Origin of the sequence: Methylophaga thiooxydans DMS010 (genome assembly GCF_000156355.1) — a bacterium.
In the GTDB taxonomy this organism is placed as follows: Bacteria; Pseudomonadota; Gammaproteobacteria; order Nitrosococcales; family Methylophagaceae; genus Methylophaga; species Methylophaga thiooxydans.
In genome coordinates this window covers 34,194-49,700 of sequence record NZ_GG657882.1, presented here as the reverse complement: position 1 = coordinate 49,700, position 15,507 = coordinate 34,194, and the positions used below count along the sequence as shown (strand labels likewise).

Genomic DNA, 15,507 nt, shown 5'->3' with positions numbered 1-15,507 from the left:
TTTAATTTCTCTCGTAACCGTACTGATTAACGGTTGAATGCTAATTTTGCACAGAAAAAAACTCATTGCAACACTTTTACAACAAAAAAGAGAATTTTGACGCATATTTCATATTTATGTGTCTTTTTTACAACAAAAGTGCTGTTTTGGTAATATAAACTCATAGTGGCTGCGGTGATGACGCGGTATTACACCCGTCTGAAAACAGTTGTGCGTTACAAACATTAGTGACTGTTTTGGCTTTTGTTGTACTCAAGCCAATGCTTAAAAAATCAGTGGCCCTACATTCGCGTAGGGCCCTGATAACTGGCAAAAGACAGTCATGGAGAGATGTTTTTAGCGTTATATGGACAAATTACTGATACGAAAAGCATACCTATGCTGACTAAAAGGTGGATGTGAGCTCCACGCCGACGGTTGTTACCAGCATCGTGTCGGTATCAAGCGAACTGGGAACAAAGGTATTGTTTGATGTTGCTCCGGTGGCATGTTTAATTTCTGGTACATCATTGATATAGGTTGTAGCGATGTTGAGGCCAAAAGCAACAGCAGGAGTCACTTGATAGCGGGCTGCTAACTTCAGGTCTGCGCTGTATGTGCCCTTGTGTAAGCTATGGTTTTGCTGAGATTGCCCATCTGCGTAGTGTTCGTCTTGCCCTTTATAACGTGTCCGCAAGGCCAGCGCAGAAATACCTAGCTCAGTTTCAACGGAAACCTGATTGGTAAATTGTTTATCTGCTGATACGGCAAAGCGGATGCCTCGGTAACGTGAGTCGAGCGACTCATAACGATTGTAGGTTGAGTTAGGGTCATTAATGGCCATCCCGTATAGGGTATAGTCTTGCTTTAGCCTCAGTAGTTGGGGGCCGACTTGAGTTCGTATTGTCCAGCTACCTAATTCAGACTCAAGACCAAGATCGAGTCTGGCACCATAGTAGTCGATTTCAGAGCGGAGTTTATAGTTTAATGGACCACCATCCGAGCTATTAAAACCATTAGAGCCATCGAATAATGCAAAACGGATATTGTTGCCATCAGGATCAGAGCCAAGCGTGGCATTGGCGTTTTCATTGCTCTTACTGTAAAAACCGGATGCTTCCAGAAATACGGTGCTATTCAACCAGTTAATATGTTTGTCTGTCAGTATGCCCCCTGTGAGGGTCAGCGATGAACCATTGTGATCGTCAGCTTCAGAGAAATAAGGGCCACTGACAGGTTCAAGTCCAACAACGCCATATCCATCTTGATACTCTGGTAAATCAAAAAATACAGCGCCTAGCTCAGCACTGAAATAAGCATCGTCTGTCGTGTTCTCTGCTTTTAGTGTGAGGGAGCTTATAAGAAAAAACAGAAACAGGAAGGGGAGAGCGTATACAGTGGTTTGCGGTTTGACAGACATCAGCATTATTCCTTTAACAGTGAAAGTGTAGTGTTTTTTTAGTTCGTCAGCGATATGCAACACTAGCAATAATCGTTGAATATCAGAGCTCCTGAGACACTATACAGAAAGCTGGTAAATGATTTGCTAAGGAGATAAGGCGGTGTGGCAGATACAAAAAAACCCTGTCAGAAAAAACTGACAGGGTTTTCATGTTCATGGTGGCTCGACCTGGAATCGAACCAGGGACACAGGGATTTTCAATCCCTTGCTCTACCAACTGAGCTATCGAGCCGATAAGGGTGCGTATTAAACCCTTTTGCGGGGGGGCGTGTCAAGGGAAAGCAGGAATATTTATGCGGGATGCTTGTCGCTAGCAATATGCCATGCTCTAATGATTTGCTGATTTAGTCGATTATTCAATGGATAACAGATGGTGTTACGCAGAAAACTGAGGTTCTGGTTCGTATTTGTTGCGGTGGTGTTAGTGGTCGGTGTGGTACTACCTGCCATCACTCAATTTTCATGGTCTGGTTTTATGACGACAGTTGTTTCTGACTATAACGAGGCTGCGGAACGTGCGGCAAGTTATGGTGAAGAGGATGACGACGATGAAGAAGATGAAACTAATCTGCAGCCAATGACCGTCACTCTCGATGATGATGCCATTGATTATGCCGGGGTTGAGACGATTCCCGTTAGCAAAAAATTGTTTTTCTCTGAGCTGATGGCTTATGCAAAGGTTGTCGATACACGAGATTTACTCCGCTGGCGTTCACGAATTAATCAATTGCAGTCCACGATACGCGTTGCTCAAGTCGGTGAGCAGGCAGCCAAACAAGAGTTGGAACGACTTCGTAAACTAGCAAATAACACAGGAAGTGTTGCCAGCAAAAATGTGAACTATGCGGATGCCAGTTGGCAGGAAGCGCGAGCGAATTTACAGGCAGCTCGCTTTCAATTGGAAGATGCAAAAACAGAGCTATTACAAGGCTGGGGGAATCCTATCGCGAGCTGGGTGCTGGACAAGCCTTCGAAAGAATTTGACCGCATAGTCAGTCGTCAAGATACCTTGATTCTGGTGACCTTGCCGGTTGGTGCCTCATTGACTGCGGATGTCAGCATGATTCGTGTGTCGCGTGAAGGGGATAGGGATTCGGCTCGGAAAGCGTATTACGTCTCACCTGCTTACCTTGCGACACAGCAGATTCAAGGTGAAACCTACTATTTTCGTATCAGTACGGGCAAGCTAAGGTTAGGTATGCGCTTAGATGCTTGGATCCCAAAAAATGATGAACCCAAAACGGGATTTCATATTCCGGAACAGGCAATCGTCTGGTATGCGGGTCAGCCCTGGACTTATATACAGCAAGATGAAGCCACTTTTAAGCGTCGGGCACTGGCTGATGGCGATATTGTCGTGGGGGGCATTTTTATCGAATCTGGGTTCGAAGCAGGAGATGCGTTGGTGATTTCGGGTTCACAAATGCTGCTTGCCGAAGAGTTTCGTTGGCAGATCCATGATGAGGATGATGATTAATTTGCGGGTTATGGATATAAAGACGTTAATTAGGATCGCCCATGCTATCTAAGGTTGTTGCCTTTTCTGTTCGTTTTCGTGGCATTGTTGTGGCGCTTGCTGTGCTGCTATTGGGCTATGGTATCTATAAATTATCCAATTCCAGCCTCGATATTTTTCCGGAGTTTGCGCCGAAACAGGTCATCATTCAGACAGAAGCTCGAGGATTAACAGCCGAGCAGGTGGAGGTGCTGGTCACCCAGCCACTTGAAAATGCCTTGGGTGGATTAGTGGGCATGGAGTCTATCCGCTCGCAATCAATTCCCAGCCTGTCAGTGCTGATTCTGACGTTTTATGACAGCACCGATATTTATTTAGACCGACAGTTAGTGTCAGAACGATTATTAGGTTTGCAAGCAGCACTGCCTGAAAGTGTAGGACCGCCACTTATGGTGCCATTGGAGTCATCGTCAGGCACGATTATGACAATTGGCTTGAGTTCAGATGAACACGACCTGATGAAGCTTCGGTCTTTGGTGGATTGGACCTTATCGCCAAGGCTTCTGAGTGTTGAGGGCGTGGCAGACATTAACGTTTTTGGCGGTCACGAAAAGCAGTTACAAATTCAGATAGATCCTCGCAAACTGGCACGTTATGGCATTTCAGTTGATGAAGTGACAACGGTGGCTAGAAAAGCGACTGGCATACTGGGCAGTGGTTATATCGAGAATCAAAACCAGCGCATGATGTTGCAAGTCAGTGGACAGCCTCTTACCGCAGAGCAATTAGCTAAAGTTGTTGTGCGTAAGTCAGGTGCGACCATTCTTCACATAGGTGATATTGCTACCGTCAAAAGCGCTCCAGCACCTGCAATTGGCGGTGCGGCGATTGGTGGCAAGCCGGGTGTGGTGTTGATGGTGATCGGTCAATACAAAGCCAATACGCTTGCGGTGACAGAGGGTATTGAAGCAGCATTAGATGAATTCAAGGATGGCTTTGCGGCCGAGAACATTACGCTTCACGACGATCTATTCCGGCCTGCCAATTACATCGAAACCTCTCTGCATAATATTCAAGAGCATCTCATGGTCGGGGGTAGTTTGGTCATGTTGGTGTTGTTCTTATTTTTATTTAATTTACGCACAGCGATTATTTCAATGACGGCGATTCCATTATCGTTGTTCGCGGCTTTAATCGTGCTGCTTGAGTTTGGTATCAATATCAACATTATGGTGCTGGGCGGGCTGGCAATTGCATTAGGTGAGGTGGTAGATGATGCCATTATCGATACTGAAAATATTTTCCGTCGACTGCGTGAAAATGCCGCTTTAGCCACACCAAAACCAACGATGGATGTGGTGTATCAAGCTTCAATGGAAGTCCGTAGCTCGGTGGTTTATGCCAGTTTTATCGTGATGCTGGTGTTTGTGCCCCTGTTGACCTTAAGTGGTGTGGCAGGCCGAATGTTTGAGCCTTTGGGTGAAGCTTATATTTTAGCGATTTTTGCCTCTTTGGCCGTCGCGCTGACGGTGACGCCAGCCTTATGTCATATTTTGCTAACACGGGGCAGCAGTCTTAGTCATAAAGAGCCACCTTTGGTTCGTTGGATTAAGCCTACCTACGGCAAAATACTGCGTGGAGTCAGCGTATTTCCGCGGCTAACCCTTTCTGGCGTACTTGTATTTTGCTTAGGCGGCCTGGCAATTTTGCCTTTGTTAGGTGGTAGCTTTTTACCTGAGCTGCGAGAAGGTCACTATATTATTCATACCGCCAGTGTGCCGGGCACATCAATTCAAGAATCACTACGTATGGGCGGGCAAATTGAGAAACGGGTTGCCGAAATACCGGGTGTGCGATCAACCTCACAATGGGCTGGTCGTGCGGAACGCGGTGCGGATACCTTTGGCACCCATTACAGTGAATATGAAGTTGACTTAGAACCGATGGATGGGCCATCGCAACAAAAAGTCTTGGATGAAATCCGTGAGGTTTTGGAAGCTTTCCCTGGCGTTAATTCAGAGGTGAATACCTTTCTGACCGAACGGATCGATGAGACCATTTCGGGGTATACCTCACCGGTGGTGGTGAACATATACGGTAAAAACCTCAATGCTCTAGATCAAAAAGTGCAGCAAGTGGCAGAGGTGATGCAGCGAATTGATGGTGCGACCGATGTACAACTGCGTGCGCCACCCGGTGAGCCACAGATAGAAGTGCGTTTGGATTTGGATAAGCTGGCTCGTTGGGGACTACGACCTGCTGAAGTCATGCAAACTGTTAGAACGGGGTTTGATGGCGCTATTGTAGGTCAGGTGTATGAAGGTAATCAGGTGTTTGATGTTGTTGTGGTCTTAACCGATGAACAACGCCAGCAACCAAAGCACGTTAAAGATTTACCAATCCAGACGCCTGATGGCATTACTCTCCGACTGGAGGAAGTTGCCAGTATTCAGCAAGTTTCTGGGCGGCATATGATTCAACACCGGGGCGGCCAGCGCTTACAGACAGTGACCAGTAATGTTTCCGGTAGAGATTTGGCCTCATTCTTTGATGAATTAAAACAACGCGTACACGAAGAAGTAAGCTTTACCGCCGACATTTACCCTGAGTTTACCGGTGCAGCTGTCGCTCAGGCACAATCACGTGAAGATTTGGTTGTGCACTCTACCTTGGCCGGTATTGCCGTGCTGTTACTGTTATATCTTGCCTTGCAGAGCATGCGCAATATGCTATTGGTTTTGATGAACTTACCGTTTTCATTAGTCGGCGGTGTGATTGCGGTGTTGATGACCAACGGCGTGTTATCCATTGGATCATTGGTTGGCTTTGTCACCTTGTTCGGTATCACCTTGCGTAACTCCATTATGTTGGTGTCGCATTATCAGTATCTGGTGGTGGAAGAAGGGGCTAAATGGAATTTGGATACAGCGATTCGTGGGGCGCAAGAGCGCTTGCCTTCAATCTTGATTACGGCGCTCGTGACGGCCTTGGCAATGTTGCCTATTGCAGTGAACTCAGACAGTCCAGGTCGAGAAATTATGGGGCCGATGGCAAGTATCATTATCGGTGGACTTATTTCGTCCACGGTACTGAATCTACTGGTGTTACCGAGTGTGATTTTACGTTATGGCCGTTTTAACCAGTAGCTTAGTCTAGCGGAATCAAAAACGCGGCGGCAATGATCGCGACCACAACAAAAAGAAATATTAAATCGAGCATTATTATTGAGAGATGGCGAAGCTTTGGGCCTGCTCGTTGCGTTGCTCAGCAAAAAAAACATAAATTTGTTTGAGTTCATTCGGTGAGAAATGAATCAGAATTAATTGCTGGCCGGGATGAATTAGATTAGGATCATGGCCCATGGTGTGTGTGCTGAAGTTATAAATATAACTCGAGGTGACTTTTTTATTCAGCACCTTACCCAGGAATGAGCTTAAACCTGTTGGTAGTGGCTCATCAGCATCAGCAGGGATAGTGACTCTGGCGAGTTCTTTGTTTCGGCTAATGCCTTCAAGCGCCAAGCCTTGGCGAAAACGCTGAATTAACCCTGATTGAATAATCCCCCAAAGCCCTTGTCGGTCACGTTCTGTGACGCGGTGAAGATAAAACAGGGCGTTATCGGGTAACTCCCCCGCTTGTACGATATCTTTGACTGATAACTCTTCAATGCCTTGGTTAATGGTGGCGATGACTTTTTGAGATGATGAAATATCAGATTCAGCTAACTCGCCGATTGTCAGTTGCTCTGTGCGGTTGTGTTCTTTAATCACCGTAATAGACGCGTTTTTATCCGCATCTTTTTCGTTCAGCAGATCGGCTAACGGCGCCTGGCGGCGTGTGCCATCTTTTTGTTCCAGCGTAATTATCTGCTTTTTATCTTCTATTGAATCATCCAAGGCTTGCAGCGTTGTGGTTTGCTTTTCGGTTTCGGTGAATTGCAGGATCACGGGAGTGTCAGCCGCTAACGTTTTATCCTGCGATAATTCACCCACAGTGGTATTTCTGTGCTCGAGTTTGGGAATAGCGATGATGCCATCGTGGCGAACAAACTCACCTTGTTGTTCGTTAATGGTGACTGCGGTGGTTTCGTCTGCCTCATCGTCTGCCGCGAGTTGTTCAACAAAAGACGCTGCTTCTTCCGCGATGATCTGTTGTTGATCTTGCGCTGGCATGATGGGTGCTTCATTGATAATTTCGAGTTCAGGATCGTCAAGTTCGAACGGAGGGTTCACGGTATGCTCAGTCCGTGAGGGCTGTAAGTCAGCAAATAAAATATATCCCAATACAAAGAGCACAATCAAAGCCAGAACGGCAGGGATAAGGGATGGGGCTGGACGAGCAGACTTGGCCATAACAATTCGCTTTGAGGCTGAAACGTTAGTTCGAGAATAAGCTAGTCAATGTTGTCTGATCAAGTTTCCGATAACTGCCGGTCTGTTTTAATTCGTCAATAGAATGCTGTGCCATAATCTGGCGGGCTTGCTCTGTTGTTATATTAGCTTGCTCGAACAGTCCGCTGAGTTGCTTAATAAGATTCAGCCTGTGGTCTTGTTGCGACTGCAACGCTGTCATTACGGCGGCAACGATGGTTTGTAAATCAATGTGTGAGAGTAAAAAAGGAATGCGTTTGACGGTGATTGCGTCAGTATTTACGGTGAATTCGAGCGCCAATTCTTTGAGTAATGCGTGATGGTGGTTAACTAACGCTAGCGCATCCGATGCGAGAGGAATGTTTAGCGGAACCAGTATGGGACGAGATGCTAAGGTTTTATTGTCCACTGCATCTAAAAACTGTTTCCGTTTGAATAAAAGCGCTGCTTCTTGTAAATCAAGCACGATGGGTTCTGGCGATGTCAGGAGTAAATAGCGCTGATGCAAAAGCACAAAGTCAGACTCGGGTGCAGAAACCGATGACGGAGGTGTTGCTGTCGTTAAAGTTTGGCTGACTGGATGAGGTTGATAGTTTTGACTACTCTCTTTGACTGCTGAAGTGTTCTCAGGCTTCGATAAAGGCAGTTCTGACTGACTAACAACGCCATGCTCATCTTGGGTTAACGCTTCCTGCACTGCGCGGGTAATCAGGCCATGAACTAAGCGAGCATCACGAAACCGTACTTCATGTTTAGTCGGGTGCACGTTCACATCAACGCGATCCAAAGGTAAAGTCAAATACAACACATAAGCGGCTTGTCTGCCTGCTGGTAGTGCATCACCATAAGCTTGTCGAATAGCATGGTTAATGATGCGATCTTTAATGACGCGACCATTGATGAAGAAATACTGCACATCGGTTTGAGCGCGGTGAGCAGCAAAATTTCCCACCCAACCGTGTAAGTGTATGGCTTCGAATTGTTGTTCTAGGTAGCGCGCTTGGCGAACAAAGGCTTGGCCACAAATACGCGCAATGCGTTGATAAAACAGCTTTGGATCTGTGATGGCAGGAAGCTTCAGTGTTGTCTGATCGGCCAGTTGAGCAGAAAAGCCAACATCAAAACGGCTGAGTGCCAGACGGTTTAAGGTGGTGGTGAGATGGTTTAACTCGGTTTTGTCACTGCGTAAAAAGCGGCGGCGTGCCGGTAAATTAAAAAATAACTCAGCGACACTCACTGTTGTGCCATCGGGATGTGCTGTCGGTTCAACGGTTTCGACATCTGAGCTAACCTGCCAGCCACAGTCTTGATCGGGCTGTTTGGAGGCGAGTGTCAGACGCGAAACAGAGGCAATACTGGGTAAGGCTTCGCCGCGAAAACCGAGACTGTCAATATGACTTAATTGTTCGCTGCTATGAATTTTGCTGGTGGCGTGACGACTGAGCGCCAGAGCCAAATCATCAGGGTGAATGCCATTGCCATTATCGCTGACTTTGATCAGTTGGTTGCCCGCGCCTTCAATCGTGATGTCTATCTGCGTTGCGCCCGCATCAATGCTATTTTCAATCAGCTCTTTTAATACTGAAGCCGGGCGTTCAACCACTTCACCCGCTGCAATCTGGTTAGCGAGGTGAAGGGGGAGGGCATGAATACGCTGTGAAATCATGGCGCTAGTTTAACAGCAAGCATAAGCCATAAAGCTAGGGTATCTGCAGTACATCTCCGATATGCAATGTCGTATTCGACATGTTATTCACATTTTTAATATCTGCCATACTGACTTGATAACGCTGAGCGATCATGCTGAGCGTATCACCGCTACTGACAATATGTTGCTGTGGTGAGGCTGTTCCGGGTAAGGGGTTACGTTGGAAATAGTTTCGAATACCGACCATCATCGCATGCGCTAATTTGTACTGATGCGCACCATTTCTGAGTTTGTCTTCTTCTTCAGGGTTTGAAATAAATGCTGTTTCCACTAGTACAGAAGGAATATCCGGTGATTTCAATACCACAAAAGCTGCCGATTCGACTTGTTTCTTGTGTACATTACCCACCCGTTTCAGGCCGGATAGTACGGTGTTAGCAACTTCGATGCTGGCTTCGAGACTGGCTGTTTGCGACAAGTCGAGTAGCACAGAGGCTAGCAAATCATCTTTATCTTCAAGACTGATCCCGCCAGCCAAGTCAGACGCGTTTTCGCGATCCGCTAAAATCTGTGCAGCTTCACTACTAGCGCCACGGTCTGACAATACATAGACAGATGAACCACGAGCGCTACGTTTGTGAAACGCGTCGGCATGAATGGAGATAAACATATCAGCACCATTCTCACGGGCACGACGAATACGTTGTCGTAAGCTGATAAATACATCAGAGTCACGCGTTAGATATGAACGCATTCCCGGTTCTTTATCAACCAGCGTTGCCAGACGTTTGGCGATAGATAAAACAATATCTTTTTCTTTAGTGCCACGTTTGCCAACAGCCCCTGAATCCTGCCCCCCGTGACCGGGATCGATTGCGACGACAATATCGCGGCGAGGCAGCACTTTATTACTTTTGACGACCTTGGCCTTAGCTTCATTGTCAGCTTGAACTTGTTTGGCTGGCGTTTTCGGCGTTTCCGCGTCTTCTTGTAAGGCAATGAGTGGCTGTTTAGCTTGTTGTGTGGTGTAACTGAGGTCGACCACCAGACGATGCGGGTAGGTTTTATTCGGACCTAGGGTTTGGGTTTCGAATTTCACTTCATGAGCCAGATCCAGCACGATGCGCAAGGTGTGTCGATCATAAGCAGCATAGCGAATGGCTTGGATGGGCGTATTGATGAGTGAAGGGATAATCAGTTTGTCTTGCTGCCGAAAGTCTTTGAAGTCAATGACAAAGCGCTGTGGATTATCCAGGGTAAAGGTTTTGTAGTTTGCTTTGCTATCGAGATCAAATACCAGGCGGGCTTTTTGATCGTCATGCGATACGCGGATGCCCTGAATCGATTCAGACCATGCCAGACCACTTGTTACTAACAGGAATAAGCTCAGTAGGAGGCGGACCATCTCATCAACCCTAAAATAACGTGCTTCTAATTGTGTCTTCGGCATGTATAAAAATCAAGTTTTCTTTTTAAATAAGTAAGATAGCTTGAAAAGTTGAACTATTTGTGAAGTTTTCCACAGATTTGTTCGCCTAATACTGATTTTGCTTCTATGACAGCATTTCGTGCGTGCTCATGATAGTTCAATTGCACTAATAAGTCGGGTTCAGGTAAATACTCACTACCACGTTGAGCCCACTCCAGAAGACAAATGGCATTGTCTCTAAAGTAGTCATCTAAGCCTAGAAATTCCAACTCGCCAGCATCACTAAGCCGATACAAGTCAAAATGAAATACGGCTCGATTTCCCAGCTGGTAGTGCTCGACCAGAGTATAAGTCGGGCTTTTCACATTCCCCTGATGTCCCATTGCTCTTAAAAAACCGCGTGTGAGCGTCGTTTTCCCAGCGCCAAGTTCACCTTCCAAGTGAATGATACACAAACTGTCCGGGCAGGCTTCAGCAAGTTGTTTACCGAGTGCGAGTGTTGCCTCTTCATTAGCGAGAAAATAGTGCAAAACAAACCTGCTTTAAAATTTAAGGTTAACGAGGTGCCGTAAATGTGGCATCAAATCCATTGCGAGCATGCCGCGCTCACCATCTTGTTCGGCTGCTTTGTCTGCCGCCATGCCATGTATGGTGACGCCGATACAGGCGGCATCCATCAAGCTGAAGTTCTGTGCCAGAAGACCGCCGATAATGCCTGCAAGTGCATCCCCCATACCACCACTTGCCATGCCAGGGTTGCCACATGGGGATAGTCGAATAGGATTCTCGCCATTATAAATCAATGTGCCCGCGCCTTTTAATACAATAATGCCGCCATAGCGCGCATGTAATTGGCGCACGGCATCGAGTCGGTTTTCCTGTACTGTTTTTGTGCTACAGCCAAGTAATCTAGCGGCTTCACCGGGGTGAGGGGTTAAAATCCAATGTGGGTTTTGCTGCGGTTGTCGACTTAATAGGTTCAAAGCATCAGCATCCACTACCATCGGGTGTTTGCTTTCAGTCGCTTTATTTAATAGGGCTTGACTCCATTGCGATTGTCCCAGGCCTGGCCCAATGGTGACGACATTTGCAGTGGTTAGAAGCGGCGTCAGCTCGTCTATTATTTCCACCCCATGACTCATTAGTTCGGGGCGGGTCAGGTTTATCAAGGCACTGTGCGATGGGTGTGTTGCAATACTGACTAACCCGGCGCCAACTCTAGTTGCTGCTTCTGCGGCGATACGGGGGGCTCCCGACATGCCAAGATTGCCGCCAATGACCAATAAGTGACCAAAATGACCCTTGTGGGAAGTACGTTGTCGTGGTGCCAGTTTTAGGGTGGCCTGGTGATCGAGATCTAAGCGGTATGTTGTTGCTTCAATGGCCTCAAAAACGCTATCGGGTACGGCGAGTGCATCAAACACAATGCGACCGGTGTAATTAGGCGCGTCACCATTGAATAAACCAATATTTAGTCCAATAAAGCTGAGGGTAGCGGTGGCATGAACAGCAATGCCCAAGGCTTTTCCAGTATCAGCATGAATGCCGGAAGGAATATCGAGCGATAACACAGGCGTGTTTTCAACATGGTTAATCGCGTCAATCGCTTGCGCGAATGCGCCGGTAATGTCACGGTCGAGCCCAGTACCAAACAGCGCATCGACAATCATATCAGCAGCAGGCAGAACACCATCGAAAGCGATGGGCTCTGCGCCGGTAGCTAAATAAGCCTGTCTGGCTGCGGTAGCTTCATCACTCATTTTATCGGTACGACCCACCTCAACGAGCACAACCTGACACTGTTTCTCAAGCGCCTGCCGTGCGATTTCGTAACCATCACCCGCGTTATTGCCACTGCCGCAGAGAATAAGTAGTTGCTTGGCATCGGGCCACTGCGTGAGGATAAAATTGAGCGCCGCGGTGCCAGCTCGTGTCATCAGTGTTGCCGCTGGAATAGCGTGTTGCTCAGTGGCTATACGGTCGAGTTGTCGGGTTTCTTCAGCTGTATAAAGTGGGTAAGGCAGGTGTTGCATGAAGCCAATCTCAAATTAACGTCGCGGAGATCTTTATAATAACGTGCATGGCTGAAAATTACACAGACACTGATGGTCAAAAGTTGTTATCACGCATGCAACGCTGGGCGCGTTCGCTCGGATTTCAGGCCATGGGTGTCAGTGATATTGATTTGCGTGATGCCGAAGCCAAGTTGCAAGATTGGCTGGCGAAAGGCTTTCATGGTGAGATGGGCTTTATGGCAAAGCACGGCAGCATGCGTACTCATCCTGAGCAGTTAGTTGAAGGTACGATTCGTGTGATTAGCTTGCGCATGGATTATTGGCCTGGCGAAGCCGCTGAACCCTGGAAAGTATTGGACGATGGCAACAGAGCATTTATTTCCCGCTACGCATTAGGCCGTGATTATCATAAGTTAATGCGTAAACGGCTGGCGAAACTCGCTAAGCGCATTGAGCGTGAAGTAGGCCCAATGGGGTTTCGAGTCTTCACCGATAGTGCGCCAGTGATGGAAAAAGCTATTGCTGAAAAAGCGGGGTTGGGCTGGATTGGTAAACACACCAATGTGCTGAATCGTGATCATGGTTCATATTTCTTTTTGGGTGAAATATACACTGACCTGCCATTACCGGTGACCGATGCTACCAGCGCACATTGTGGTAGCTGTAGTGCCTGTATTGATATTTGTCCGACACAGGCGATAGTGGGTCCTTACCAACTCGATGCTAGGCGCTGTATTTCTTATCTGACCATTGAGTTGCGCGGTGCGATACCGGAAGAGTTCAGACCCATGATGGGTAATCGTATCTATGGCTGTGATGATTGCCAACTGGTTTGTCCCTGGAATAAATATGCGCAATCGACGGTGGAGCCAGATTATTTGCCACGTGAAGGGTTGGATGCCCCACAGCTGATCGATTTATTCAATTGGACTGAACAAGAATTTCTCAGCCGCCTGGAAGGATCACCCATTCGTCGAATCGGTTATGAATGCTGGTTACGCAATATTGCTGTAGCGCTAGGGAATGCAAAAACCTCAGCCCCTGTGGTCAACGCATTACAACAAAAAGCTGAGCATCAATCAGCTTTAGTGCGTGAGCATGTCACGTGGGCGTTAGATCAGCATCAACTGTCATAAAGCTGTCATCAAAACAGGCTATCGTCATAGGTTGCCTGTTTTTCTGTTGAGAGTGATTGAGTGAAACTTTCCACTGTATCTCGTAGTTTAATTATCGCTGTAATCACGTTGCTGACGTTGTCTGCGGCTATCGGTATTTGGGGCTGGCGACAGTTGGATAAGCCTTATCAAATCTCAGAACAGTTTAAGCAATACCGTGATGTGTTCGATATTGATGCCCGTATCTTGTTGGAACGCTATTTAGCATCTGGTCAAGCTAATTTACTCCTGGAGGCTGAAAATAAGCTTGAAAAAATGGCGGCAGAGTCGCTTGACTGGCTCTCACCTGAAGAAAATCAACAGATCCTCGACGCCATTGCCGAGTTACGAGAACAGGTTAGTTTGGTTAGGGCGGCCGGTAAACTGGCAGCAAACCCTCAGGGCCTGTTAATCAATAATGAACGTGAACGTGGTGGTGATCTGGCACTGCTGGTGGATTATGCGCAACAGGCAGATTACGAATACAGTACGGTCAAGCTACGTTTCCTCAAAACCTTGGCTGAGCTGGGACAGGGATTAAATAAGATTTCATTGCAGCGTCAGCTTTACATAGAAAGCGCTGATGAACAGCGTGCTCAGGCATTGCTGTCAGAAAATACCCGTTTTGCTGACTTAGTCAGTGAACTGGAAAATATGCCGCGGTTTGGTATTTATACTGACGTGGATGAAGAGGCTTTGATTCCTCAAGAACCGGATGAAGTCGGCGAATTGAGCATCAGTTCTTTACGGAGTCTGACCCGTCGCTACGAAAAAGAAATTGCGAATACCGCTGAGCTCGAGTCACGGATGGCTGAGAGTCGCGAACAGTTAAATACCCAAATACAGGCTTTACAATCCCTATTGGGTCAGTTTCAGCAACGTATAGGCGATATTAAAGCGTCTATTACCAATCAAGTTCGCTGGGCATTGCTGGTGGCGGTGGCATTAATTATTCTGGCGCTGACTGCACAATTTCTGTTGCAAAACAGAATGATTGGCTTTTTGTTGCAATTGGAGCGTTTCTTTAATGCCATGTTGCGTGGTAATTACACACAAAAACTGGCATCAGAGCTGCCGTTTGATGAAACGCAATCCGTTGAAAAGTCGGCCAATCATTTACAGAGTTATCTCGCAGAATTAATTACCAAACTTGAAGTACAGGCAAGAGATGTCACCGATGCAAGTCAAGCGATGCAAGCTATTTCGCAGGCCACGCTGGATTTGACCGTACAGCAGCAAAGCTCAACGGATCATGTTGCTACCGCCGTTACAGAGCTCTCTTATTCATTCAAAGAAGTGGCGAATAATGCCTCTAAAGCCTCAAACTCAGCCACTGAGGCAAACAAAACAACATTACAAGCAAGGCAAACGCTGGGTGTGGCCACACAGGCTAGTGAGAAGTTGGCTGCCGACTTAATGGAAGTCGAAAATGTCATGGGACGTCTGGAGCAGGACGGTAAAAATATTGGTGCTGTACTAGAGGTGATCCAAGGCGTTGCCGAACAAACAAATTTACTGGCCTTGAATGCGGCGATTGAGGCCGCCCGTGCCGGTGAACATGGTCGCGGTTTTGCTGTTGTGGCAGATGAGGTCAGACAATTAGCATCGCGCACCACCCAGTCTACAGAAGAAATTCGCACAATCATCGAACAGCTTCGAACCTCCGGCACTGAGGCAACTGAGATTGTGACAAGGCAGAGCTTAGCGGCAAAAGACTGTGCTAAACAAACGGCCGATGCCGGTTTGGCGATTGAGCCTGTGGTGGTCTCCATGGATACCATCACACAGATGAACGCTGCGATTGCAGCGGCAACCCAAGAGCAAACATCAACCGTGGATGAAATTGCCCGCAGCACCGAGCAGATTAAATTTGACTCAGAGCGGGTGAACCAACAGATTGCCGATATCAGTCTTGCAGGTGACGGTTTAACCTCTATCAGCCAAACCTTGGAGCAACTGGTAAGAAGGCTGAAAGCAGAAAAAGACTAATTGAT

At 47.1% G+C, this 15,507-nt stretch carries 10 protein-coding genes and 1 tRNA gene; 4 read left to right on the top strand and 7 right to left on the bottom strand.

Going from position 1 to position 15,507, the window contains the following annotated elements:
• Window positions 1-385: 385 nt before the first annotated feature.
• Both MDMS009_RS00240 and MDMS009_RS00235 read right to left on the bottom strand, forming a co-directional pair.
• A complete protein-coding gene (locus tag MDMS009_RS00240; RefSeq protein WP_043887662.1) occupies window positions 386-1,399 on the bottom strand; it encodes a hypothetical protein in 1,014 nt (337 codons plus the stop codon).
• 198 nt (window positions 1,400-1,597) lie between these two features.
• Window positions 1,598-1,673: transfer RNA gene (locus MDMS009_RS00235), tRNA-Phe, on the bottom strand.
• A 138-nt stretch (window positions 1,674-1,811) separates the two neighbouring features.
• Between MDMS009_RS00235 and MDMS009_RS00230 the strand changes: the two genes are divergently transcribed.
• Both MDMS009_RS00230 and MDMS009_RS00225 read left to right on the top strand, forming a co-directional pair.
• Entirely contained in the window at window positions 1,812-2,918 is a 1,107-nt protein-coding gene (locus tag MDMS009_RS00230; protein ID WP_008289795.1) for an efflux RND transporter periplasmic adaptor subunit, read from the top strand.
• Between the two features lie 41 nt (window positions 2,919-2,959).
• Window positions 2,960-6,043, top strand: a complete 3,084-nt coding sequence (locus tag MDMS009_RS00225) for an efflux RND transporter permease subunit (protein ID WP_008289785.1) — start codon at window positions 2,960-2,962, stop codon at window positions 6,041-6,043.
• Between the two features lie 75 nt (window positions 6,044-6,118).
• Here MDMS009_RS00225 and MDMS009_RS00220 read toward each other — a convergent pair whose 3' ends face one another.
• The 5 genes from MDMS009_RS00220 to MDMS009_RS00200 form a co-directional block, all read right to left on the bottom strand.
• Window positions 6,119-7,249: a hypothetical protein gene (locus MDMS009_RS00220; protein WP_043887660.1), complete on the bottom strand. Its 1,131-nt coding sequence runs from the start codon at window positions 7,247-7,249 to the stop codon at window positions 6,119-6,121.
• A 25-nt stretch (window positions 7,250-7,274) separates the two neighbouring features.
• Window positions 7,275-8,933: a DNA mismatch repair endonuclease MutL gene (gene mutL, locus MDMS009_RS00215; RefSeq protein WP_008289802.1), complete on the bottom strand. Its 1,659-nt coding sequence runs from the start codon at window positions 8,931-8,933 to the stop codon at window positions 7,275-7,277.
• Between the two features lie 34 nt (window positions 8,934-8,967).
• Window positions 8,968-10,320 (bottom strand): N-acetylmuramoyl-L-alanine amidase, encoded by a 1,353-nt coding sequence (locus MDMS009_RS00210; RefSeq protein WP_008289791.1) that lies wholly within the window; start codon window positions 10,318-10,320, stop codon window positions 8,968-8,970.
• A 98-nt stretch (window positions 10,321-10,418) separates the two neighbouring features.
• Window positions 10,419-10,874: a tRNA (adenosine(37)-N6)-threonylcarbamoyltransferase complex ATPase subunit type 1 TsaE gene (gene tsaE, locus MDMS009_RS00205; RefSeq protein ID WP_008289784.1), complete on the bottom strand. Its 456-nt coding sequence runs from the start codon at window positions 10,872-10,874 to the stop codon at window positions 10,419-10,421.
• Between the two features lie 12 nt (window positions 10,875-10,886).
• Entirely contained in the window at window positions 10,887-12,377 is a 1,491-nt protein-coding gene (locus MDMS009_RS00200; RefSeq protein WP_008289808.1) for a bifunctional ADP-dependent NAD(P)H-hydrate dehydratase/NAD(P)H-hydrate epimerase, read from the bottom strand.
• Window positions 12,378-12,424: 47 nt separating this feature from the next.
• On the opposite strand from MDMS009_RS00200, the gene queG reads away from it, so the two are divergent.
• Window positions 12,425-13,495, top strand: coding sequence for a tRNA epoxyqueuosine(34) reductase QueG (gene queG, locus MDMS009_RS00195; RefSeq protein WP_008289805.1), 1,071 nt, complete (start codon window positions 12,425-12,427; stop codon window positions 13,493-13,495).
• Between the two features lie 60 nt (window positions 13,496-13,555).
• The gene (locus tag MDMS009_RS00190; protein ID WP_008289809.1) at window positions 13,556-15,502 is read left to right on the top strand and encodes a methyl-accepting chemotaxis protein; all 1,947 of its coding nucleotides are present in this window, start codon (window positions 13,556-13,558) and stop codon (window positions 15,500-15,502) included.
• The last annotated feature ends 5 nt before the right edge of the window (window positions 15,503-15,507 follow it).